The organism is Acidobacteriota bacterium (genome assembly GCA_022562055.1).
Lineage (GTDB): Bacteria > Actinomycetota > Acidimicrobiia > Spongiisociales > UBA5794 > BMS3BBIN02.
The window spans coordinates 18,449-41,575 of the sequence record JADFQA010000009.1; the positions used below are offsets into that span (position 1 = coordinate 18,449).

Sequence of the window (23,127 nt, forward strand, 5' to 3'; positions counted from 1 at the left end):
TCCGTGAGGGCGGAGCGTCTCTTGTGCGCTCCGCCCTCACGTCTACCGAAACTCGGAGACAACTTTGGTTGATGTGTTGGATCATGACCCCGCGGGCGATCGAAATCCGTACGAGTCGGTGCCTTGGTCGCGCAACCCTCTGCTACCTACATCGCTCGACGAGGTAGCGATTGGTGTGCGGACCCACGAGGATTTTGACTCTGTTGCCATCGAATGGCGATCAGAGCATCAGGCGACTCGCGTTGCTCTTGGCAAAACGGGCGATGTGTGGTCAGCAACGTTCGGTCCGTTCGATGTCAGTGGTGAGTATCGATTTGTCGCGTCTCGTTCTTCATCCGAGCCGAACACTGTGTCAGAGTGGTTTCTCTTGCCCGTTTCTCGTTGGGAGTCGGTGGCGCTTTCGTCCGTGGTCGGCGACTCAGACCGCCTTTACGTTGTAGGCGACGGTGCCGTTCTCACCCTCAGTTCGCTCGGAGCCGATGTCGTCGACTGGAATCTGACGGTACGCTCGGTTGATACCGATTCCGGCACGTCGGCTAAATGCGGGGAGTGGACCGCAACTGTTGACAATGGTCGACTCACGATGTCTCGCGAAGGCATGTCTCTCATAATTTCGGTAGAGATCCTTCGCGCTGACGGATTGCTGACCGGATGGCGGCTGTCCTGGGAACTTGACCCTTCGGAGCGAATCTTTGGCACGGGGGAGCGTTTCGACAGCTTTGACCAACGAGGCAGAACGCCCGATGTCAGGGTGTACGAGCAGTACAAGCAGCAAGGGGATCGAACCTATTTTCCTCTCCCTTGGCTGTGGTCAACCCGTGGGTACGGCCTTGCCATTCACGGCCAATCCCGAATTGCGTACGACCTGGGTTCGGCGAACCCGAATCTGGCGTCCGTAACCATTCCCGGTACCTCCGAAGCTTCGGGACGCTGGTACTTTGGCGAACCGAAATCCATGTTGCGGGCGTATGCGAAGGATGTCGGTGCGCCGACTCCGTTGCCGCTGTGGGCCTATGGGCCGTGGATGTCTGGGAACGAATGGGACAGTGATCGCAGCGTACGCGAAGTTGTAGACCGGACTAGGGCCGAGGGCATCCCGTCAACTGTGATTGTGATCGAGGCTTGGTCCGATGAGGTCACCTTTTACCTTTTCAACGGAACGGAGTACGACCCGGTTGATGGCGGTGACGCTGTCTCGACCGACAACATGAGACACGGAGAGCAATGGCCCGATCCAAAGGGTCTTGTTGACTGGTTGCACCAACAGGGGATTCGGGTTCTGTTGTGGCAGATTCCTCTTCTGAAGAACGTCCAAGGTCATGTACAACACGACGCCGACATGCGGCATGTGGACCAAGCTCAGCTATCCGTACGCACTACGGGAGGGGACCCCTACTTCAACCGAGGCTGGTGGTTCCCCGGTTCTCAGGTGATCGACTTCACGAATCCGGAGGCGCGCACGTGGTGGTTCAACAAACGATCGTATCTACTCGACGAGGTTGGGATTGATGGGTTCAAGACCGACGGCGGTGAGCACCTGTGGGGCGACGATGTAATCACGTATGCCGGTGAGGTTGGGGACGAAGCTGCAAATGCGTACCCGGCGCACTACATCGAGGCATATCACGCGTTCCTCCGCGGCCACGGCCATAGCCAACCGGTTACGTTTAGCCGCGCCGGATTCACTGGCGCCCAGACGTATCCAGCTCACTGGGCGGGGGATGAGGACTCCACATGGGACGCTTTTCGAGCATCTCTGACCGCCGGACTGTCGGCTGCCGCGTCGGGCATTGCTTTTTGGGGATGGGATCTTGCAGGCTTCTCCGGCGAGTTGCCCACGGCGGAGCTGTATATGAGGTCGACAGCGATGGCCGCTTTCTGCCCGATCATGCAGTACCACTCTGAGCACAACGAACATCGTCTGCCGTCTGCCGACCGCACTCCTTGGAACGTTGCGTCGGTCACCGAGGCCCCAGAGGTGGTTGAGGTGTACAGGTTCTACGCGAGGTTGCGGATGAACCTCGTTCCGTATCTATTCGGTCTTGGAATCGAGGCGGCCAGGGATTGCCTTCCCATCATTCGTCCGTTGGCCGTTGAATTTCCCGACGACGCGCAAGCCGGTGGCATCGACGACCAATTCCTCCTGGGTCCTAACGTCCTCGTTGCGCCGGTGGTGACGCCCGGAGCGACCGAGCGGCGCGTCTATTTGCCGGCTGGTACTTGGTTCAATTTTTGGAACGGTGAGCGGGTTGGCGATGGATGGGTCGACGTCTCGGTCGAAACACACCTTCTCCCAGTGTTCGTCAGGGCCGGATCGTGCATACCGCTCTGGATGCCCGAGTCGATCGAACTGGGGACCGATGTCGCCCTACCGGACAGGGATTCGGGTCGCCTTGTGCTGATGGCTTTTCCCGGTTCAGCTCGGACCACCGGTGTCGATCCTGTGACGTCATCCGAATGGACCGTTGAGCTCTTGGCGGAGGGGCAGACGCTCAAGGTGTCGGCCGAGGGCATGCCTTCGAACACCGTTCTGTGGATCCGAGAGCAGGGATCCTCGGAGGGTCGCCGGCGTGATTACGAATTGGGTCTCGCTGCTGGAACATCCAACATCACCATCGACTTGACCTTCGATGTCTCTTAGTTCTTCAAGACGCCCCCTCATCCAGTCGAGTATTGATCTGATCGGGCACTATCAAGCATCTACCGGTGCGTATCTGGCGGCTCCGGGGTACAGAACGTACGAGTACAGCTGGTTGCGCGATGGAGCCTTTATCGCCGCCGCCATGGATGCGCACGGCGAACCCGCTAGTGCTCGCGCGTTTCACACATGGGTAGCCGGCACCGTTGAACGCTACGCCTCGAAGGTTTTGGATCTGGAGGCGAATGTTGAGCTTGCCGTCAGCCGGACCCCGGATCCGTTGGTTCCGCTCGACGGGAGGTACGTACTGCACACGCGGTTCACCGTTGATGGTGACGAGGCTGTCGGAGCATGGGGAAATTTCCAGCTCGATGGTTACGGATTTTGGCTGACCAGCGTTGTTCGCCATCTCGAAAAGACTGGGGCCGATCCGGCGCCCTTCATCAATGCGATCGACCTTGTATGTCGGTATCTCTCGATCACGTGGAAGCTTTCGTGTTACGACTGCTGGGAAGAGTTTCCGACACGCCACCACACGACGACGCTCGCGGCGGTTGCCGGAGGTTTACAGCGGAGCGCAGGGTTGTTGCAAAACGATTCGGTGAACGCAGTAGCCGGTCTCATCACCGATCGACTGCGTGAGCGCGCCGGCGCAAGCGGTGTACTTCGGAAATTTGTCCATGATCGGGTTCCCGAGATTGCGAAAGTAGAAACGCCGGCGCCAGGTGCCGTTGCGGGGCACGAACGAGTCGGTAGGGTCCTTGGCGAAGGGGCGATCGATGGGAGCATCCTTCTCGTGCTCGGGGATTTTGGTCTAGACGGATCTGAGGTGGATATCAGGCGGCGCACTCTGGCGGCAGTCGAAGCGACGTTGGTAGTGGAAAGTGGTGTCCATAGGTACCTTGAGGATGAGTACTACGGGGGAGGTCTGTGGATTGTCCTGGCCGGTGCCCTTGCGTGTGTGCAAGCAGAGCACCGCGTTGAACGAGCCAACGACATTCTGGACTGGATCGAGCATCAAGCCGACGGCGATGGTCACCTCAGTGAGCAGACGGACTCTCATCTTCGCCACCCAGATCAGCTTCCACCGTGGGTCGACCGGTGGGGTCCTCCGGCAACACCCCTGCTGTGGTCGCACGCCATGTACCTCTTGGGAGTCGCCAGCACACAGTGACAATCCAGCTGCGTTCTCCAGATTGTACATTTGCACCGACCGAAAGCTACGCCAACAATCTGTGGCGTTGGCTCGTCCGTCGGACTTGGTGGGAGAGCGAACAATGATATACCCCTTCAGTTTCACATTCTTCTTGACCGGTAGCACTGGCCTCCGTATCGGTGCGAACCGCCTGGAGGAGGCTTCCACCCAATTGATGGACGCCATGCTTGTGCGCGAAACCGATGTCGTGTTCGACTCATCGGTGGGTGCGGTCCTCTCAACAGGCGAGGTCGATGTCGATGCGACGGTCAAGGCGCCGAACGAGGCTGTCGCCGCCACGATCGCCTGAGATTTCCTCATCGAGGCGATCAAGGCTGCCGGCGGTGTCGCTATGGGTATCTTCGTCTTCCCCGTAACTCACCCGCGCAAGACTCCAAGACAGGAGTGGCATGAGCGCCGGGCGGAGCTTACGACGGTCTAGAGCGAAGCGAGTCAGCCGGTTCTTGTGCGTCAGCGCCAGTTGTATGCGAATCGATCTCCGTGCCAGTGACCGCCGTTGTTAGTGTGAGCGGCGTGAGTGTTCACTACGACTGGCGCGGGGATTTCACTAACAAAGAGCTGAATGCGCTGCACGCCGAGGCGTTTGAAACTCGGGTGTTCGCAGATGATGAGTAGGACTGGCGGAGTCAAGTCGACCGGCACAGCCTTGGCTGGGTGGTCGCACGCGACGGGGACGCGCTGATCGGCTTTGTCAATGTTGTTTGGGACGGCCTCGTTCACGCCTGGATCCAGGACGTCATGGTTGCCGCCGATGTCCGCCACCGCGGCGTCGGAGTCCTGATGGTCCGTGGCGCTGTCGCAGGGGCGAAGGACGCAGGGTGTGAGTGGCTGCACGTCGACTTCGACGACGATCTCAAGACGTTCTACCTCGACGCGTGCGGGTTTACACCAACGAACGCTGGACTCATTGAGCTATAAGATTGCACGGAACGCTCTGGTTGGAAGATCCAAAAGAGATGCCGGGGAGTAAGCGCACTCCCCGGCACCGGATCACGACTGCTACTGGGCTGCTAGCTGCAACCCTTGGAGTCTCCACAGTTGAGACAGCGGTAACACGAGCCGTTGCGGATGGTGATGTGTCCGCAGGTGTCACACAACGGGGCATCGCCCATCTTGTCTGCGAGCATTGCCTGCACCGCGGCGGTTTGCACATCCGCCGCGGACAAGATCGGTTGGGCCTGCCTCAGGTCCACAGACTCGGTTATCACTGTTGATGTCGCCACCGAACCCGCTGGTGACATCGCTACTGCTGACGTCGCTACGGCGGGAGCCGGCCCTCGGGACGAAGGCGGCGGTGCGGCATCCACAAACCTTGCGGCGGATACTTGCACTGCGATGTCGGCTTCCATCGCTGCGTCGTTGAGATCGAGTTGTGTGCCGGCTTCTACTGCGAGTCCCTTTGGTAGTTCCGCCAGGTCTCTTTCTGGCGGGACCTGGGCGAGATCGTCACGGTGCAGGTAGTCGATGCCGAGTGACCGGAACACATAGTCGATAATCGAGTTCGACATCTTGATATGTGGATGCCCTTCGACCATGCCCCGGGGTTCAAACGTCTGGAACGTGAACGTGTCGACAAACTCTTCGAGTGGGACTCCGTACTGAAGTCCCTTGCTCACCGCAATCGCAAAACACGACAGAATGCCGCGTAGCGTGGCACCTTCCTTTGCGAGATCGATAAAGATTTCACCAAGAGTTCCGTCCTCGTACTCGCCGGTGCGGACGAACAACTTGTGGCCACCGACACGTGCCTCTTGAGTGAAGCCGACACGGCGTCCAGGCAACAGGAATCGAGGCCGTGGCATGTTGGCGTACGCTTCGGTGGGGGACATTCCGTACGGCAGCGAACCGGTGACGGCGAAGGTTGCCACAACATCGATCTCTGCTTCGAGGGCGTCGGTGAGTTCCTCGTCCTCCTCATCGGACATGCCCCCGTCGGATTTCGCCGAGAGTGGCTGCGACGCCTTTGACCCATCGCGGTACAACGCCATCGCCTTAAGACCAAGCTCCCACGACATCCGGTACGACTCCTGGATGTCTTCAAGTGTTGCTTCGTTTGGCAGGTTGATCGTCTTGGATATGGCACCTGAGATGAACGGTTGCGCGGCAGCCATCATCTTGATGTGACCCGAATGGTGGATAAACCGTTCGCCGTACTTGCCGTTTCGGTTAGCGCAGTCGAACACCGCGAGATGCTCAGCAAGCAGGTGCGGCGCCCCTTCAATGGTTTGGCGTCCGCAGATGTAGTCGTTTGCTTCGATGATCTCAGCCTGTGTAAAGCCGAGCGCTTTGAGCATGTCGAAGCCGGCGCCGTTGTATTCCTCGGGCGTGAAACCAAGACGCTGCATCGTCTCATCACCAAGTGACCACTGGTTAAACGCAAAACCGAGCTCAAACACACCGGGCAGCAACGCCTCGATCGTGTCGAGGTCCTTTGCAGTGAAACCTTTGGCTCGCAGAGTGGCAGTGTTGATATGCGGCGTGCCGTGCAGGCTCATCATGCCGATCACATAGTTGATGATCTCCTCATTGTGGCTTTCCGAATATCCGAGGGTCCGCAACGCTGGGGCAACGGACTGGTTCACGATCTTGAAGTAACCACCACCAGCCAGCTTCTTGAACTTCACAAGTGCAAAATCAGGTTCGATACCGGTTGTGTCGCAATCCATCAGCAACCCAATGGTGCCCGTCGGTGCGAGGACCGTTGCCTGGGCGTTGCGGTAGCCAAACTGTTCGCCAAGTTTTACCGCAATGTTCCACGCATTGTGGGCTTCGGCGAGGAGGTCATCCGGGCAGATGTCTTGGTCGATGGAAAGTACCTGATGGCTAATGCCTTCGTACTCTTCGATCGCTACACCGTACGCAGCGCGGCGATGATTGCGCATCACACGAAGCATCGCATCACGGTTCTCGTCATATTTCGGGAACGGCCCGACTACAGATGCCATCTCGGCGGATGTTGCGTAGGAATAACCGGTGAGGATTGCAGTGAGTGCGCCGGCAATGGAGCGGCCCTTTTCGGAATCGTACGGAATGCCCGAGCGCATCAGTATTGAACCGAGGTTTGCGTACCCGAGTCCGAGTGTGCGGTAATCGTACGATCCCTGGGCGATTTCCTTGGAAGGAAACTGCGCCATGGTGACCGAGATCTCGAGGACGATTGTCCAGATGCGGATCGCGTGCCGGTAACCCTCAAGGTCAAACGTTGCAGTGGCGGAGTCGTAGAAGCTGACAAGGTTGAGCGATGCGAGGTTGCATGCTGTGTTGTCGAGAAACATGTACTCGGCACACGGGTTCGACGCCCTAATCTCGCCGCCGGCGGGGGAGGTGTGCCACTCGTTGATGGTGGTGTGGAACTGCACACCGGGGTCGGCGCACGCCCACGCCGCTTCGGCGATCCTGTCCCAGAGTCCACGTGCGCTCACGGTCCGCATCACAGAACCATCGGTGCGTGCGGTGAGGTCCCAGTCGCTATCGCTGAGAACCGCCTCAACAAACTCATTTGAAAGGCGGACTGAGTTGTTGGAGTTCTGACCCGAGACGGTGAGATAAGCCTCGCCGTTGAAGTCTGCCGGGTAACCGGCAGCGATCAATGCACGGACCTTGTCTTCTTCTTTGGCTTTCCAATCAATGAAAGTCTCGATATCGGGGTGGTCGATGTCGAGGATCACCATTTTGGCTGCGCGACGGGTCGTTCCACCGGATTTGATAGCCCCGGCGGCGCGGTCGCCAACCTTGAGGAAAGACATCAGACCGGACGATTTTCCACCGCCGGAGAGCCGTTCGCCTTCGCCGCGAATACTTGAAAAGTTGGTACCGGTGCCTGATCCAAACTTGAAGAGTCGAGCTTCACGGACCCACAGGTCCATGATCCCGCCCTCGTTGATGAGGTCGTCTTTCACAGCTTGGATGAAACAGGCGTGTGGCGATGGACGGCTGTAGGAGTCTGGCGATTTTTCGAGTTGTTCGGTGACGGGGTCGACAAACCAGAAACCTTGTGCAGGTCCCGAGATGCCGTAGTTGTGGTGCAGCCCGGTGTTGAACCATTGCGGCGAGTTTGGTGCAGCCATCTGGTTGACAAGCATGTAGACGAGTTCGTCTTCAAAGGCCTGGGCGTCGTGTTCGGATGCGAAGTAGCCATGGTTCTCGCCCCACCAACGCCACGTCGAAGCGAGTCTCTCGATGACCTGGCGGGCGGAACGTTCGGGTCCGAGAATCGGATTGCCATCATCGTCGGTGATAGCCTCGCCGTTGTTGTCGAGCTGGGGAACTCCCGCCTTGCGGAAGTACTTAGAAACCATGATGTCGGCAGCTATTTGGGACCACTGTTTGGGAATCTCAGCATCGGTCATCTCGAACACTATCGAACCGTCGGGGTTGGTAATGCGCGAGTCTCGGCGGGACCATGCAACGGTTTCGTACGGGTTTTCGCCCTCATTGGTGAACCGTCGTTCGATGCTCAGACCTTGGGTCATCTGGACTCTCCCTCAGTGACGTGTTCCTCGCGGCCGCCACAAGCTTGTTGTTTGCATATCCACAAAATTATCCACATCCACAACATGTAGTAGAAGGTTTTGCGTTGGCCTACTAGATATTGCGCAAGGGGGTTTGCAGCATAGTTACAAGGATGTAACTACGTCAAGGGCATTCCCCAAATGGATGGTTCTTGCAGCATATGGCGAGGCAGTGACATTTGTACCGCGCCACGCCACAAAAGAGCAAGTCGAAACCGTAGTTTTGTTTCGCGATGTGGGGAGGTTTTTCGCGTACTTGACCGAATCCGGAGCCGTTGCTGTATTCTGGCTTGCGGAGACGGGCTGGTTCTGGAGGACCTATGAAAAAGATTGTTCTTGCGGTACTGGTAGGCGTCCTTGCCACCGTCCTAGTCGGTCCGGCGAGTGCTTCGGTCACTCAAGGGGACTGCGCCGGCAGCGCGACCATCCTTGGTGTCACCTACACACCAGACAACGACACCCCTGGCAACCCAATTTTGTTGCCGAATCGGGACGGTGTTGTCATTCCCTACGAAGGCGGAGTGGGGTTTGTAAACACCAACCACTCAGGTGAGATCGGTGTAACCGTTGCCGGTATCAACATCAAGGTCGACGATTGGGCGGGGACCAACGAGGACGACGATCGACAGACGATGTCCGAGTACCGACTCGACGAGTTCTACCAACTGCTCGACGACCGGGTTCCGGGTGGACGGGTTCCCGGATTATGGCGTCTCTGGGTGACTCACAATGCCGACGGTGGCAACTGTACAGCGTTTGCGCTCGTGAAAATCGAAGGCAACCCACTGGCAACACCGCTCGGTGCCGCAGTGCTGATCATGACCGTCATCGCTCTCGGTCTCATGTTTCGTAGTCTCTACGTCAAAGTGATCAGCAAAACGGTCAAACATCGGATCGCTCTTGGAGTCATTGCAGGGCTGTTCCTCGGACTCGGCATCGGGATTCTCACGTTTATGTATGGATTCCGAACGCTTGACACCACAGTTGTCTTCATCTTTCCGCTCATCGCGGCGATTGTCGGATTCCTGCTCGCAAAGTGGGGTCCCATGGGGCGACCGGTCAACTTGTAACGGACTCTGGCGCTGCTCACGACCGTATACGGTCGTGGCTAGCGCCAGAGTCCGAGAACCGGCCGGCTACTGGTACCAGCGGACGAAAGACTTCCGTTCCAAGGTATCAAGAGAGGACTGCAGTAGGCCGCCTTCAGAGATGGTGTACACCACCTCACCGATAACGACGCTACGCCGGACTTGTGACTCCCAATCCCACGGGTTGTGGTGATCGTTCGTGTTCGAGATGCGCTTCACTTCACGGATCCCATCCTTGGTGATCTCGAGCCCGATAGCGCCAACAAAACCTTGTTCAGTGCCGGTTTCGTCATTCCACGAGTATGTTGTGATGGGGAGGACAACAAGGCCAGTCGGTTCCCAGTACAAGAAGGCACGGTGGTCCCACTCAGCCTCAGAGTTGCCGTTCTCGATCGTGTACTTGTCGATACGCTTTGGATTGGCAGGGTCAGAGACATCGAACAACGACACCTGAGTCCCAAGCACTCTGCCGTTGTCCGTCGCTGCCTGGCCGACACCGATCAAGAGATCGTCCGAGATGGGGTGCAGATAGGCTGAGTAGCCGGGGATCTTTAGCTCCCCTACGACTTTCGGGTCGGTGGGGTCTGACAGGTCGAGTGTGTACAGCGGGTCGGTCTGGCGGAAGGTGACGACATAACCGACGTCACCGATGAATCGGACTGCGAAGATGCGCTCAGACTTGCCGATTCCGCCAACCTGGCCGATTGTCTCTAGGGTGCCGTCCTTCTCCGTGAGAACGGTGATGAAGCTCTCGGACTCTTGATCGCCACGCCAGTCGGGCTGTGAAGTCGAAGCGACTCGCAGATCGCCGTTGTACTCGGACATTGACCATTGCGACAACATGTAACCCTTGACAGATCCGCTGCCGCGGTACGTGACGCTGTCGGGGTCTGAGATGTCGAATTTGTGAATGTCGGTTGTGGCCTCGTTGACCACGGTGGCAATCGCGTTCGAATCTTCAATGGCCTGCCAGTCGACCCAACGGTTGGTGGCGATGTAGAGAGCATCGGTCGACGCGTACACCGTTTCACCGCTGGAAAGCACGCCCGTGGCGGCCTTCACGTCGAGTCCTTTGGATATGTCGATCGTGACTATCGAGATCATGTCGAGACCGGCGAAGTCTGCGGGTGCGTTGGCCTCGTTGCAGGACAGCAGAGCTCCTTGCTTTTTGACGGTGACCCGTCCGTTGTCTGAGACGGTTTCGAGCACGTAGTACGGGACCCAGTTTTCGATCGTCGAATCTTCAATGATCTGCTTGTTGGCTTCCGTTGCTTGACGTTCGGCGCGCAGACCAGAACCTTCCGGCTGGACAAACTGGAGGCCGACGGGGGACGAGTTGACGACAAGTCGGACCGTGTCACCGATCATGCGGGCGCTGACATAGCGGCCGTCCATCTCGAGCTGCCTTGTCACTCGCATGTTGTCTCCGTCTGAGATATCGACCTCGACGATCGAGAGGGTGCTTGAGAAGCCGCCCCCGTACCCCTGGCCCGACCGCGATGCGAAGTTGCTTGTGTAGACGTCTCCATAACCCTGTGCGATGAGCAACACCGTGTCGCCCGAAAGCAGCATGTCCTGGATGTACAGGTCGCCGAGCCTCAGCGTGCCCCGCAGTTGCGGGCTAGCACCGGTTACGTCGACGTATCGCAGCTCGCCGTTGGTGAGGACCAGCAACCGCCTGCCGTCGGTCTTTACGATGTCGGGTTCGTCGACACCCTTCTCCTGTACGTTGGTCGTCGAAAAGGCTGGTGTCGATTTCGCACCGCTCTCGTACGCTATCGACGCTGCCGCGGTGGTTGGCACGACGCGCTGAGCGGAAGAGTCCAATTCGGCGGCCAAGATTCCGTCTTCCAAGATGGCCGGGAAGCCCCACCCGTATCCGAAACCGTACGGACCCACGATGTCTTTGGCGTGAGATTTCACGTACGACAAGAAATCGTCGCATGCGTTGAAGCTTTGCAGCGAGAATTCATGGATTGCGGGGTCGATCCTGGGGAACTCGCGTTGGCCGACCGTTGGTTCGGATGAGGTCTGAGTGCAGGTAGCGGCGATCAAACTGAGTGCCGTGGCTGCAAGAAGGATTCTGGTTGTTTTCATGTGCGACTCCTAGCCTGTGTCGCCGCTATGACGCACGGAACCGTCACGCAGGTTCCCAAGATCTCGTCCGTCGGCGTGCCCTCGTACGGCGTACCGCGGTGGAATGGCCGTCAGACAGGGGAGGTAGGAGGCGGGGAGCTATGGTGACGCGCTACATTGGCTGGCCGACGTGGAGCAACGGTGACCGACTACCCGATCTGGCAACCCGACCCTGACGACTACGCCGCGACGAACGTTGCGGCCCTGGCAGCGCGGGTGAGGGTCGACTCGTACGAAGCGCTGCACACCTGGTCAGTCGACAACCGTGCCGAGTACTGGGCCGAAGCAATCAACGATCTCGGGATTGTTTTCGAGACGCCGCCATCGCAAGTCCTGGATCTGACCGACGGTGTCGAACAACCCGTGTGGCTTCCAGGAGCCCGGCTGAACATCGTCGCCTCATGTTTCACTACGGATCCGAAAGCCACCGCCGTCGTTCACCGTCGCAATGGCGTCCTCCATTCAGTGACGTACGCGGATCTGCTGTCCCAAGTGCAAGCTTTCGCCGCGGGTTTCGCCGCGGCTGGTTTGCGCCCCGGCGACGCGGTTGCGATTGCAATGCCGATGCTGCTCGAGGCGGTAGTTGCGTACCTTGGCATCATCTACGCCGGTGGTATTGCGGTGTCCATTGCTGACAGCTTTGCACCGGACGAGATTGCAACCCGATTACGAATTTCGGATACCAAGGCCATTGTCACGCAGGACGCAACGGTGCGGTCCGGCCGTACACTTCCGATGTTTGACAAGGTCGTTGCCGCGGGTGCGCCGATGGCGATCGTCGTGTCGACGGGCGCAGATGCGGCGCTACGGGGCGAGGACGTTTTCTGGGACGACTTCGTAGGCGAAGGGTCCGTAGAGCCTGTCATCGGAACGTCCAAGACCCACATCACGATCCTGTTCTCTTCCGGCACGACGGGTGATCCGAAGGCGATCCCGTGGACGCACATCAATCCGATCAAGGCCGCCGCGGACGCTTATTACCACCACGACATTCAGCCCAACGACGTGCTCGGGTGGCCAACAAACATGGGGTGGGTCATGGGACCGTGGCTGGTGTTCGCAGCTCTTGTGAACGGTGCCTCGATGGTGTTGTTTGACGATGCCCCGACCGGTGAAGATTTTGGACGGTTTGTGCAGGACACCGGCGTGACGATGTTGGGTGTAGTCCCATCGCTGGTAGCCGCGTGGGTGGAGTCTGGCTGCATGGAGGATCTCGATTGGTCGACTATTCGGCGGTTTTCGTCAACGGGAGAATCCTCGAACCCCGACCACATGGTGTACCTCATGGCGCTGGCGGGCAACGTCCCTGTCATTGAGTACTGCGGAGGGACCGAGATTGGCGGCGCATACATCACGTCCACGATGGTGCAGCCGTCCGCACCATCGATGTTTACGACGCCAACCCTAGGACTTGACGTTGTGATTCTTGATGACGAAGGGAGGGAGGCTGAGTTGGGAGACCTGTATCTGGTTCCGCCGTCGATTGGGTTGAGTCAAGAGTTGCTGATCCGCGATCACCACGAGGTGTATTACGCGGACTTGCCGAAGTTTGGTCGACCTCTGCGCAGGCATGGCGACTATTTCCGTTACGTCCGTGGTGTCGGGTACCGCGCAATGGGGCGAACCGACGACACCATGAACCTAGGTGGTATCAAGGTGTCGTCCGCCGAGATTGAGCGTGTTGTCGACGATGCCGGTGTCGTTGGTGAGGTCGCCGCAGTTGCGGTGTCTCCGCCTGGGGGAGGACCGTCAGACCTTGTGTTGTTCGTAACGGGCGCAACGGTGTCGGGCGCTGAGTTGCTCTCGGTTTTGCAGGAGGCGATCCGTTCGCATCTCAACCCGCTGTTCAAGATCTACGACGTGGTCGAGGTTGAAGAGCTACCGCGGACGGCGTCACAGAAGGTTATGCGTAGATCGTTGCGCGCCGACTACAAAGCATCTCACTAGCCCTCCCCTGCGCGCACACCACTTGAAACCACCGCACATTGATGCACAAATGGACGCCAGAACGCGGTCGGGTGCTCTGGGTGTCCATGCTGGGTGGCAGTTAGGACACCGTCGGAGCGTTTCTGTCCCAGCTCTCTGAACCCGCCCGAGGAACACCACTGTTTTGTTTGAGTCCGGCTGTGTCGCCGGGACTGTTGTCACGGTAGTAGTTGGCTTCGTGTTCGGCTGGCGAGATGTCTCCTATCGGCTGAAGGATGCGTTTGTGGTTGAACCAGTCGACCCATTCCAACGTGGTGCCCTCGACGCTGTCGCTCTCGCCCTCAACACCCGCCCCCGCAAGACCCTCGGCTGGAGAACACCCACCGAGGCCCTCAACGATCATCTACTCTCACTCCAACAAGGCGGTGTTGCAACGACCCCTTGAACCTGAGGTTGTATCGATATCAAACCCGGACCCACCCGATTTGGTAGCGGTGTTCGCGATAGTGTTTCCGACGGTTCCAGCGTCGACCGTTGCAACGATTGTGAGCGTCTCGGTGACCCCGTTCGCAAGCGTACCGACATCCCAGATGCCCGTGCCAGACGAATACGTGCCCTGCGTGGTCGATGCCGAGACGAATGTCAGGCCGCCAGGAAGTGCGTCAGTCACTTGGACGCTTGTCGATGTGTTGGCTCCGTTGTTTGAAGCCGTCACGGTGAACGTGACCGTGTCACCAGGGTCCGGCGTGGCGTTGTCGACGTCCTTGGTGATTCCAATGTCCGCTGACTGGATTGCGGAGGTGAGAACAAACGAGGACAAAAGTATAAAGTCGTTGCCGGACGACATGCGGAGCTGCGTCGACGTGGTGCCGGCGGAAAGGGCGCCGGACGGTACCGCCATGAGGTCCATGTCGACCGCCACTGCAGTCGATAAGTTCCATTGGTTGTCTCCCGAGCTGACGACCGTGCCGTTCACACGGAACCGCTCAAGAAATCCGTTGCGGGAACCGCTTAGGCCCGAGTCGCCCTCGAACAAGAGTACCTCTATGGCCCCGATTGCAGAGGCCGCCAATGGAGGGTGAGAGACGTTGACCGTAATCTCGCTGCCGTACACGATCTCAAGTCCCGAGTAGAAGTTGAGCTGCACAACGGGCAATGTTGCGTCCTCGTAGAACACGTAGATTGTTGCACTCTTCATCACGGTCGCGAAGGTGCACCACGGTGCTCCAGTGGACGAGGTGATATCCGCAATCGTGTATGAACCGCCTGCGGCTGACACTAACGAGGTGATGTCGGCGCGAGTCTGGTAGTAACCCTCGGTGGGGTCGAAAAAGTCCTGTACTGCGACACCGGTTACAGATGTTCCGTTCACCGTTGCTGTCGTGTCCGTGGTGTTACCGGACGCAGCCCACACCAGGTATGCGGTGTTGATCGTCGCCCCAGCCGGTGCTGCGGGGAGAACGATCGTCGAACTCGCCGACAGCGAGCAGGCGGCGGTCATGAATGATGCACTTGCGTTGTACGTCCCGAATCGTCCCTGGAATGTCTGGACCGACGTCGGAATTACGGCCTGAGCTACCGGAGCATTTGCTACCAAGCCAAGGCGACGATGAGGAATGCGAGACTCAGAACATGAGCCCTCCTCAGAAAAGAATGTACGACGTGGCCACCCACCATTGTCATCTCGCTTTCGCGGGTCGTTGTACGACCAAGAAGCGAGCCTGCCGATAAGGGTGCGAACGATTTCGGGGGGTGCTGTCTTGGCATCACCAGTTGTGTCGTAGAATCGGGCTAGTCACATATGACCTTGAGATATTTCGGCCAAGGCGACCGAACATCCCGGCCTAGTCGAACCGCCACCCCGATCCCGATCCGAACCGGAGTCCTCGATGACCGCCAATCGACATGACGCAGAGGAAGTCACAGCGCACCTGACGCTGTCGTCCGAGATCTACATAAAGTCCGATTCGGTGAGCCGCAAGTTCGCGAAGCGGCTTCGTAAGAACATCCGTGCAGCACTCAGGCCGATCGATGTGCAAATGCGATCTCTTGGCAAGGCGCGCATCGAGATCAAAACCACGGAGTACAAGACACTTGCGGATCGTCTTGCAACCGTGTTTGGCATACAGTCGATCGCTCGGGTTGAGACATTCGAGTTCTCCACGCTCGACGAACTCATCGAGCTACTCACGCCACGCACGCAGCCGCTCGTTGTAGGAAAACGTTTCGCGGTGCGGGTGAAGCGCAGAGGTGCACACGACTGGCGGGCTGCCGATCTCGAGGCTGCGCTTGGCGCTGCTCTCTATGACTCTTCGGCGGGTGTTGACCTCACAAATCCGGAGGCGACCGTTCGAGTGAGGATTGAGGGCCACCGCGCCCACGTCACGCTTGATCGCATCGAAGGTGCGGGCGGGATGCCGCTCGGCAGCCAGGGGCGCGCACTCGTGTTGCTATCCGGCGGATTCGATTCTCCAGTGGCTGCGTGGTCTCTGATGAGTCGTGGTGTTGCCGTGGAGTTCGTCCACTTCAGACTTGAATGCTCGCAAGCCGATCATGCCATTGCTGTTGCCCAGCAACTGTGGGAGAAGTGGGGGACCGGCAGTGGAGGCCGTGTGCACGTCATCGAGTTCCAGCCCATCAAGGACGCGTTGCGCGACCAGCTCGATGCGCGACTTCGCCAAATTGTCCTCAAACGTTTGATGATGGTCGCGGGTGACGGGGTCGCCGGGCGCCTGGGGATTCCTGTACTTGCGACTGGCGAAGCCATTGGTCAGGTTTCGTCGCAAACGTTCCCGCACCTTGTCGAGCTTGATCAAACGATCCAGCGACCGATCTTTCGACCGTTGCTGACCGCGGACAAAAACTCGATCATCGAGACCTCCCGACGTATCGGGACCTTCGACCTCTCGTCGAGGGCGATAGAAGTGTGCGACCTGTCCGACGGGAGGCCGGTAGCCACTCAGGCTAAACGTCGAGACATCGTCGCGGCTGAAGCAACGCTGGGGAGTGACATCGTTGCGGATGCTCTTGCTGACTGGGAGATAGTTGACCTGGCAACCTGGCTTCCCGGCGAACCGTTGCGGCGCTTCGACCCGGTAAAAGATGTGCCAGCCTTTCTCAGGCCGGACTCGTTGCCGGCATGACCGAGGTGGTTACCGGCACCCTGCTCAACCCGTCACTGCATATCGCGTTTAGCCTTTCGCTCGCCGTGGCCGGTGCGTTTCTCATTCTCGGCACAATGCTGTCGGCGGTACGCACTGTGATCTTGCCGCGTGGCACATCCTCACTCATGAACTGGATTGTGTTCCGACTCTCACATGCTTCGTTCTCAGGATTTTCGCGTCGACGGAAAACGTACGAGCAACGTGACCATGTGATGGCGCACTTTGCGCCTGTGAGTCTTGTCCTGCTGGGGATGTTCTGGCTGGCAGCGGTGGCGAGTGGGTACTCGCTGTTGTACTGGGCGACCGGCGCCGACTCACTGGCGTCGGGGCTGGTGCTGAGCGGCTCTTCGCTGACGACCCTGGGATTCATTGCGCCAGCGTTTGGGGTCCATCAGGCGCTGGGATACTCCGAGGCGATCCTGGGGCTATTCCTTGGCGCCCTCATGATCACCTACTTCCCGTCCCTGTACGGAGTGTTTGCTCGGCGGGAGGTGCAGGTTGCGTCGCTCGAGGTACGTGCCGGGACGCCCCCGTCCGCGGGCGCGTTCATCATACGATTTCATCAGATCGGCTGGCTCGATCGTTTGGACGAAACGTTCCTCGCGTGGGAACGCTGGTTTGCAGAGTTGGAGGAATCACACACGTCGTATCCGGCACTCATCTTTTTCAGATCTCCGGTTGCTGACCGTTCGTGGATCACCGCTGCTGGGACGGTTCTCGATGCGGCAGCTCTTTCGCACTCTTGCGTTGACGTGAAGTATCCCCGGGGTTCGGCGGCGGTGTGCATCCGTTCGGGTTTCCTGGCTCTGCGGCGTCTGGCCGATTTCTTCGGGCTTGCTTATAACAAAAACCCGGAGCCGAGCGACCCAATAACGATCATGCGTTCCGAATTCGATGCCGTGTGGGACGACATGGAGCGAGCTGGTGTTCCGCTTGTCGACGACAAAGATCAGGCCTGGTTGGACTACTCGGGCTGGCGGGTGAACTACGACTCGCTGGTCCTGGATTTCGCTGAGATCACAATGGCACCGTACGCACCCTGGACTTCGGATCGGTCCTCGCTCAGCCATCAGCGGCCCCGCATCGCTCGTTTCGGCAACGCAGCCGTAGATTCGTTCCCTGTCCAGTGACCTTAGAATCATCGATCATCGAGGAGCCGGTTATACAAGAGCAGAGATTCGCGTCGATCCGAGAGCGTATGGCTGGCGAGAGCGGTGTTGTGATGTTGATTGGACCTCGCGGCACCGGAAAGACGACCCTCGGTCGGCTGCTCATAGATGATGCTCTTGAGGCCGGTATGCGTTGTGCAATGGTGGACGCCGACATAGCCCGATCTTCCATCGGTCCGCCGGCGTGTGTCGGGATGAGAATCATCGACTCGCCCGGTGCCTTTGGCGGTCGCAACGGTGCCGACGCACTGCGGTTCGTCGGATCGACGTCGCCAAACGGTGTCGTGCTTCCCCACGTCGTTGGTGCGACCGCGCTCATCGACGAGGCCAGACCTGACGCCGACTTCATTGTTTTGGACACAACTAGCGTGGTCGCGGGGGTTGTAGGCCAGACTTTGAAATATCACCTGGCCGAGTTGGCGAAACCCACGATCGTTATCGCCCTGCAGCGAGGCAACGAGATGGATCCGATCATCGGGATGTTGCGTCGGTTTCTTTCGGCAAGGGTTGCCGTCCTTCAGCCCGAGTCTGACGCGCTGCCTGCGGGGCCGGTAGAAGCCGCACAGGAACTCGCCGCGGCGTTCCGCGCGGAGCTGGAAGCGCCGCTGCCAAGGTGGCGGGTCCAGTCAACAGTGTTTGCACCAACTCTTCCTGATGGTTTCGAACTCGGTCCGCTTGACGGCATGATCGTCGGCATCCAGGATGCGCGCGGAGCGTGTCTTGGGCTTGGTGTGCTCGATCACGACGGCGACACTTTGCGTGTCGCGACGCGGCACGGAGACGCGATGAGTGGTTTACGGCTCGGTTCGTTGAAGATTGATCTTGAGACCTTCGCAACCACCCGCATACGGCTGCGGGAGTTTTTCTTTGGTCTGAAGAAATAACAAGGAAAGGTTTCGGCGCGGTACCGACGGTACGACAATTGTTATGGGTCCGGATTGTTGTTTGTGTTCAACGGGCGCGGTCGGGCGACATCACTGCGAAACCCGCCTCGGTGTCCCGGACGGTAAAGATTCTTCTCCCGGGCTGGATTGCGTGACGGACCGAGGACACATTGAGACCGCGGGCTCGCCAACGCAACGCTATCGCTTCGAGGTGCTCGTCCGCGACAAGTGTCAATCCATACAGCGACGGTCCGCGCACCGGAGACTCGATCACTTCGATAATCGGGCCGGCGCGGAAGAAGGCAGCGGGTCGCCCCTTGACTTTGATTGCAAGTCGGGGAGCAAGATCGAGTTGGGCGAACGTCGTGACCGCCTCCGTGAGGTCGGGCACAAGCAGCACCACATGGTCGACAGCCCAACCCTCGACCCCGGTGGTGGCCGTTGAGGACTCTTCCACCAGCGGAATATCGAAAGCAGGCGGTTCGCCCGACCAGGTCCATGCAGGGTCGCCGGTGGTGAGTCGAACCGAGCGCCCGATCCATTGCGCCGGAAAACCAAACACCTCCCAGGGAAGCGGGAGCTGTAGCTGGACGAGGTGGGAGGCTTGCAAGGTCATCGACTTTGTGGCGGGACCGGGGGAGTGTACAGACGCAAGACCCGACGTGCCGCATCGGATTCCCCGCACTTCCCCGTTTAAGGTTTCTGACTGCCGCACGTCGGGTCTCTACATGGAACATATCGAACCCTCAAATCGAATTCAACCCCCTCTAACTGCGCTTATTCGCTGGAGTTCTCTGCACTGTGTGAATCCGAAGTTACTCACAGTGGTCGAATGCGGCTCGATTCAAGGGTTGTCCACATATCCACAGTCGGTTGTGCACAACCGCTAGGGACAAGTATCTCAGCGCGATGTTTCGCGCCCCGCTTTTATAGCGGCGATGCAATGGGGGAACAGTCTCTCGACCCCCGTGTGGATGCCGGCAACGATGATCCCGAGTGTTTCTTCGTCGATAACTTGTACTGGCAAGCGGCCGGAGAGGAAGATGTCCTCTCCGGAGTCGAATGCGACCAACACGGGCCAACTGCCCGTGTTGAACCGCAAGAACCGGCGCGCCAACTCGTGGTTCGACACCCGCCCGAAGAGATATGCCTCGAAGTGCAAGGTGATGGTCCCAGGGTCAAACCAGATCGTTGTCGCGTCGCGGCATTCTTGTTCTATTCGGATGCCGAGACGGTTTTCAAACTCACCCGCCCACACGACACCCGAATCGTTGTCTTGCACCCACTCGGATGTAATCACCGAGACCTGCTCCCAAAGGTTGCCCTTCACGACGCCGATATGCCGTCGTAAAGTTCCAACAGGCGCTCGACCGTCCTATCCCACGAGAACTGTTCAGCATGCGCAACGGCACCTTCCCTCATCGCGGCATGGTGTTCGGGCGACGACAGGAGTTTGTCGATCGCCGCGGCGAAAGAGCTCGGGTCGTGTCCATCGATGAGGACGCCAGATTCGCCGTCCTCCACTACGTACGAGAGGCCGCCGACCGCGGCTGCGACCACGGGTAGGGCACATGCCTGTGCCTCGGCTGCAACGAGACCGAACGACTCGCTGCGACTTGGCATTAAGAGAAGCTCAGCACCCCGGTAGAACATCGGCAGGGTCCGGTGAGGTTTGGCATCGATGAAATCGACGTTGTGCGCTATGCCGAGGTCGGCTGCCAGGGTCCTGAGCATGGTCAGCTCATCGTTGCCCGTCGGGCCACTCGGTCCTCCGACGATGACAAGCCGGAATGCCCCGAGTCCACGTCCAAGGAGGTCGGCTGTGGTTTTGACAGCGATGTCGAATCCTTTCAACGACTGGATTCGACCGACACACAGCAGCACATGCTCAGCGCCCCACCCGAGCTGTTCGCGAGCGGTTTCTTTGTCGCCGGGCCGAAACAACGAGTGGTCAATGCCGGGTGGGCTTATGCAAAGACGGCCCGGATCTGCGCAATAGTGGTCGAGGAGGTCGTCGAACTCATACGGGGTCGCAGCGATCACGCAGTTTGATTGGGCAATGGTGTCCAACTCGATCTCCATGCGGATCGAAGGAGACGCTGGTTCGTCGGCGCGGCGGTTGACATCCTTGACGCGGCCGAGTGTGTGGAAGGAGTTTGCCAGCGGGATCCCGAGAGCGTGTTTGAGCTTCACTCCGGCCCGACCGCTGAGCCAGTAGTGCGAGTGGATAATGTCAAACGTAAGCCCCGATTCCGTTATCCAGCGCAGCACTCCGTCTGCAAACTCGTCTGCGTAGTTCGCCATGTCGGTCATAGGGATTTCAGATGGGGGACCCGCGTCGATCCGGACAACGGTGTATCGCGGCGATACCGTGACGATCTGCTCGGTCCCCGTTTCGAAACGCCGCGTAAACACAACAACATGGATGCCACGTCGCGCCATCTCGACTGCGAGTTCATCGACATAGACGTTCATCCCGCCGGCGTTGCCGACTCCCGGTTGAAGGCGCGGAGACGTGTGCATGCTCAGCACGGCAATGCGTGAGATCACGTCGCTGCCTCCACTTCGTAGAGATCGCGCGCGGTGGCGCCCATGCGGAATTTGTACGGCTCGTCACCCTTGAGAAAATCGAACCGGTGCACTCCCATTTCGATGACGTGCTCGATCAGGAGATCCAGGAGGACCACTCCGGGCGCACCCTCAGCGAACGACGGCTCGAGCGCAGAGTTGTACAGGTAGTAGGCGTCGGATTCGAAGAAACCAAACGCCATCGCCGCGGGTCTTTCGTCTGCACCCAGCAATGTGGTGATCGTCGCCCCGGAGTCCGCGTGGAGACCGTGAAAGAACGCTGCCATCTGTTCCGTCATGAAGACTCCCTTCTCGCCGATGGTGTTTCTGTGCATCTTCGCAAATGTTGCCACAGCATCTGCTCCGGATACCGTCACAAGTCTCGGTTCACCAAACGCTTCCGCAAAGCGGCGTCGTTTGCGACGGACCTCGTGACGTTGTTTCTTGGACAGCGTGGCAAGCCACTCGTCCCGGCTGTCGCCCAGCGTCATCACCGCGGCGACTTCGTGGATTCTCTTGGTTGGTGTGAGCCCGGTCGCTTCGATCGCTTTCATCACAACCGCCGCAGCTTCGTCCGGCAGCGAATCGAAAACCAACGAGGTGCCTCTTGGCAGCGCACCGATCCAGTCGGCGAGGAGATCTACCGCGGTCGGACCGAGCGGCGAGTGATAGTCAGTGACATCGCGGTGGCCGGCAAATGACACCCTGCCGTCCTCAAACACAAGAGGGACGAGCGAATCGTTGTTTGCGAGCACGACAAGGTCACCGGCAGGAAAGTGTTCTCTCCACGCCCGTAAGAACGGTGCATGGGGGAACGGGCCGAGCAGTTGCGCCGCGGGCTGAGCCGCAAAAACTGGGTTGTCGAATGGTGATTTGCTCACGAACTCAATCCTCGAACGCCGGCTCGGTGGTGCCTTGGGAAACACCACCGCCGATCGTCGTCGGGTGGGCAATGTCATGGACCGCGGTGACCGCTGCATCAGATAGTAGGCCGTACCGGCGCGTCCCTTCGACGAGCAGCATCACAGCGATCCCGGCATCCCCGGACCAGCTTTTGGCGGCGATTCCGACACCGTGGCGGGCGGCGACCAGAAGACCTTCGGCGCCGACTTTCATCGGACCGTCCCACCATTGGCCAAGCTTTGTATCAGACCGTTCGCTACCGCCGATCAGTGCGGTGTATCGGCAATTCGCGGACACGGCTTCGGCGAAACGAGGGTCACATGAGATGCCCACAAAGGTTCGTGCGGCCGCACTGAGCGTTGTGCGCAGGACCGGCGCACCGCACCCGTCGACGCCGACCGGTTCCGGGTCAAACCCCGAGACCTTTCGGGTCAGGTCTATCACCCGTCTCTGGAGCGGGTGATCATCAGCCAGATAGGTGTCAAGAGGCCACCCTTGGGCGACACATGCGCGTAGCCACGCCGCGTGCTTGCCCGAGCAGTTGTGGAACAGACGTTTTGGAGTGCGGTGCCCGGTTGCGATGAGGAGTTGTCTGGCCCGAGAGGCCTGCGGCCAGTCCGGTGGGCAACGCAGCGCGTCCTCGTCGAGATCGACAGATGCGAGACTCTGTCGGATGATTGCAAGGTGTATAGGCCAACCGGAGTGCGAGGAACCGGCGATAGCCATGTGTTGCGGGTTGAGGTTTGCGCCAGCCTCCTGTGACACGGTCGCTTGGACGAGCTTGAGAGATGATCTCCAGTAAAACACCGGATCAGTGTCCCCCCATGACGCGAGAACTCTGCCGGTCGCATCAGCAATAACAACGCCTCCGTTATGCGTCGTTTCGGCGAGACCGTTGCGCACGGTGCGGGCCAGCACGAGCCG

The 23,127-nt window shown here is 59.1% G+C and carries 18 protein-coding genes and 1 pseudogene; 10 read left to right on the forward strand and 9 right to left on the reverse strand.

What is annotated here, in order from left to right; genetic code table 11:
- Nucleotides 1–64 precede the first annotated feature (64 nt).
- The 4 genes and pseudogenes from IIC71_04330 (at nucleotide 65) to IIC71_04345 (ending at nucleotide 4,772) form a co-directional block, all read left to right on the forward strand.
- Complete coding sequence (locus tag IIC71_04330) at nucleotides 65–2,641, forward strand: glycoside hydrolase family 31 (GenBank protein MCH7668420.1); 2,577 nt, start codon at nucleotides 65–67, stop codon at nucleotides 2,639–2,641.
- Entirely contained in the window at nucleotides 2,631–3,812 is a 1,182-nt protein-coding gene (locus IIC71_04335; protein MCH7668421.1) for a hypothetical protein, read from the forward strand. The genes IIC71_04330 and IIC71_04335 overlap by 11 nt, the downstream gene beginning before the upstream one ends.
- A gap of 103 nt (nucleotides 3,813–3,915) precedes the next feature.
- Nucleotides 3,916–4,143, forward strand: coding sequence for a hypothetical protein (locus IIC71_04340; GenBank protein ID MCH7668422.1), 228 nt, complete (start codon nucleotides 3,916–3,918; stop codon nucleotides 4,141–4,143).
- A gap of 224 nt (nucleotides 4,144–4,367) precedes the next feature.
- Nucleotides 4,368–4,772 (forward strand): annotated as a pseudogene (locus IIC71_04345) (GNAT family N-acetyltransferase).
- Nucleotides 4,773–4,864: 92 nt separating this feature from the next.
- Here the strand turns inward: IIC71_04345 and IIC71_04350 are convergent.
- Nucleotides 4,865–8,326 (reverse strand): vitamin B12-dependent ribonucleotide reductase, encoded by a 3,462-nt coding sequence (locus IIC71_04350; GenBank protein MCH7668423.1) that lies wholly within the window; start codon nucleotides 8,324–8,326, stop codon nucleotides 4,865–4,867.
- Nucleotides 8,327–8,685: 359 nt separating this feature from the next.
- Here IIC71_04350 and IIC71_04355 point away from each other — a divergent pair, with 359 nt between their 5' ends.
- Complete coding sequence (locus tag IIC71_04355; GenBank protein ID MCH7668424.1) at nucleotides 8,686–9,435, forward strand: hypothetical protein; 750 nt, start codon at nucleotides 8,686–8,688, stop codon at nucleotides 9,433–9,435.
- A 66-nt stretch (nucleotides 9,436–9,501) separates the two neighbouring features.
- Here the strand turns inward: IIC71_04355 and IIC71_04360 are convergent, their stop codons facing one another.
- Nucleotides 9,502–11,550, reverse strand: a complete 2,049-nt coding sequence (locus IIC71_04360; GenBank protein MCH7668425.1) for a beta-propeller domain-containing protein — start codon at nucleotides 11,548–11,550, stop codon at nucleotides 9,502–9,504.
- Between the two features lie 180 nt (nucleotides 11,551–11,730).
- Between IIC71_04360 and IIC71_04365 the strand changes: the two genes are divergently transcribed.
- Complete coding sequence (locus tag IIC71_04365) at nucleotides 11,731–13,536, forward strand: AMP-binding protein (GenBank protein MCH7668426.1); 1,806 nt, start codon at nucleotides 11,731–11,733, stop codon at nucleotides 13,534–13,536.
- A 100-nt stretch (nucleotides 13,537–13,636) separates the two neighbouring features.
- Here the strand turns inward: IIC71_04365 and IIC71_04370 are convergent, their stop codons facing one another.
- Together IIC71_04370 and IIC71_04375 are read right to left on the reverse strand one after the other, a co-directional pair.
- Nucleotides 13,637–13,918, reverse strand: a complete 282-nt coding sequence (locus IIC71_04370; protein ID MCH7668427.1) for a hypothetical protein — start codon at nucleotides 13,916–13,918, stop codon at nucleotides 13,637–13,639.
- A gap of 6 nt (nucleotides 13,919–13,924) precedes the next feature.
- The gene (locus IIC71_04375; GenBank protein ID MCH7668428.1) at nucleotides 13,925–14,887 is read right to left on the reverse strand and encodes a DUF11 domain-containing protein; all 963 of its coding nucleotides are present in this window, start codon (nucleotides 14,885–14,887) and stop codon (nucleotides 13,925–13,927) included.
- Between the two features lie 10 nt (nucleotides 14,888–14,897).
- Here IIC71_04375 and IIC71_04380 point away from each other — a divergent pair, with 10 nt between their 5' ends.
- The 4 genes from IIC71_04380 to IIC71_04395 all read left to right on the forward strand — a co-directional run bounded on the left by IIC71_04380 (nucleotide 14,898) and on the right by IIC71_04395 (nucleotide 18,732).
- Nucleotides 14,898–15,089, forward strand: coding sequence for a hypothetical protein (locus tag IIC71_04380; protein ID MCH7668429.1), 192 nt, complete (start codon nucleotides 14,898–14,900; stop codon nucleotides 15,087–15,089).
- Between the two features lie 315 nt (nucleotides 15,090–15,404).
- Nucleotides 15,405–16,658, forward strand: a complete 1,254-nt coding sequence (locus tag IIC71_04385) for a tRNA 4-thiouridine(8) synthase ThiI (protein ID MCH7668430.1) — start codon at nucleotides 15,405–15,407, stop codon at nucleotides 16,656–16,658.
- Entirely contained in the window at nucleotides 16,655–17,809 is a 1,155-nt protein-coding gene (locus tag IIC71_04390) for a hypothetical protein (protein MCH7668431.1), read from the forward strand. The genes IIC71_04385 and IIC71_04390 overlap by 4 nt, the downstream gene beginning before the upstream one ends.
- A 68-nt stretch (nucleotides 17,810–17,877) precedes the next feature.
- Nucleotides 17,878–18,732 carry a hypothetical protein gene (locus IIC71_04395; GenBank protein ID MCH7668432.1) on the forward strand — a complete coding sequence of 285 codons (855 nt, stop codon included), beginning with the start codon at nucleotides 17,878–17,880 and terminating at the stop codon, nucleotides 18,730–18,732.
- Between the two features lie 67 nt (nucleotides 18,733–18,799).
- Here IIC71_04395 and IIC71_04400 read toward each other — a convergent pair whose 3' ends face one another.
- The 5 genes from IIC71_04400 to IIC71_04420 form a co-directional block, all read right to left on the reverse strand.
- Entirely contained in the window at nucleotides 18,800–19,348 is a 549-nt protein-coding gene (locus tag IIC71_04400; protein ID MCH7668433.1) for a hypothetical protein, read from the reverse strand.
- A gap of 285 nt (nucleotides 19,349–19,633) precedes the next feature.
- Complete coding sequence (locus tag IIC71_04405; protein MCH7668434.1) at nucleotides 19,634–20,062, reverse strand: hypothetical protein; 429 nt, start codon at nucleotides 20,060–20,062, stop codon at nucleotides 19,634–19,636.
- The gene (locus IIC71_04410) at nucleotides 20,059–21,282 is read right to left on the reverse strand and encodes a glycosyltransferase (protein MCH7668435.1); all 1,224 of its coding nucleotides are present in this window, start codon (nucleotides 21,280–21,282) and stop codon (nucleotides 20,059–20,061) included. The genes IIC71_04405 and IIC71_04410 overlap by 4 nt, the downstream gene beginning before the upstream one ends.
- The gene (locus IIC71_04415) at nucleotides 21,279–22,181 is read right to left on the reverse strand and encodes a GNAT family N-acetyltransferase (protein ID MCH7668436.1); all 903 of its coding nucleotides are present in this window, start codon (nucleotides 22,179–22,181) and stop codon (nucleotides 21,279–21,281) included. The genes IIC71_04410 and IIC71_04415 overlap by 4 nt, the downstream gene beginning before the upstream one ends.
- A 4-nt stretch (nucleotides 22,182–22,185) precedes the next feature.
- Entirely contained in the window at nucleotides 22,186–23,121 is a 936-nt protein-coding gene (locus tag IIC71_04420) for an asparaginase (protein ID MCH7668437.1), read from the reverse strand.
- Nucleotides 23,122–23,127: the final 6 nt, after the last annotated feature.

Bases quoted from the DNA above. Each gene is read 5' to 3' on its own strand.
- IIC71_04355 (MCH7668424.1), top strand. From the start codon at position 8,686: ATGAAAAAGATTGTTCTTGCGGTACTGGTAGGCGTCCTTGCCACCGTC.
- IIC71_04385 (MCH7668430.1), top strand. From the start codon at position 15,405: ATGACCGCCAATCGACATGACGCAGAGGAAGTCACAGCGCACCTGACG.
- IIC71_04350 (MCH7668423.1), bottom strand. From the start codon at position 8,326: ATGACCCAAGGTCTGAGCATCGAACGACGGTTCACCAATGAGGGCGAA.
- IIC71_04390 (MCH7668431.1), top strand. From the start codon at position 16,655: ATGACCGAGGTGGTTACCGGCACCCTGCTCAACCCGTCACTGCATATC.
- IIC71_04395 (MCH7668432.1), top strand. From the start codon at position 17,878: ATGGCTGGCGAGAGCGGTGTTGTGATGTTGATTGGACCTCGCGGCACC.
- IIC71_04360 (MCH7668425.1), bottom strand. From the start codon at position 11,550: ATGAAAACAACCAGAATCCTTCTTGCAGCCACGGCACTCAGTTTGATC.
- IIC71_04370 (MCH7668427.1), bottom strand. From the start codon at position 13,918: ATGATCGTTGAGGGCCTCGGTGGGTGTTCTCCAGCCGAGGGTCTTGCG.
- IIC71_04340 (MCH7668422.1), top strand. From the start codon at position 3,916: ATGATATACCCCTTCAGTTTCACATTCTTCTTGACCGGTAGCACTGGC.
- IIC71_04335 (MCH7668421.1), top strand. From the start codon at position 2,631: ATGTCTCTTAGTTCTTCAAGACGCCCCCTCATCCAGTCGAGTATTGAT.
- IIC71_04400 (MCH7668433.1), bottom strand. From the start codon at position 19,348: ATGACCTTGCAAGCCTCCCACCTCGTCCAGCTACAGCTCCCGCTTCCC.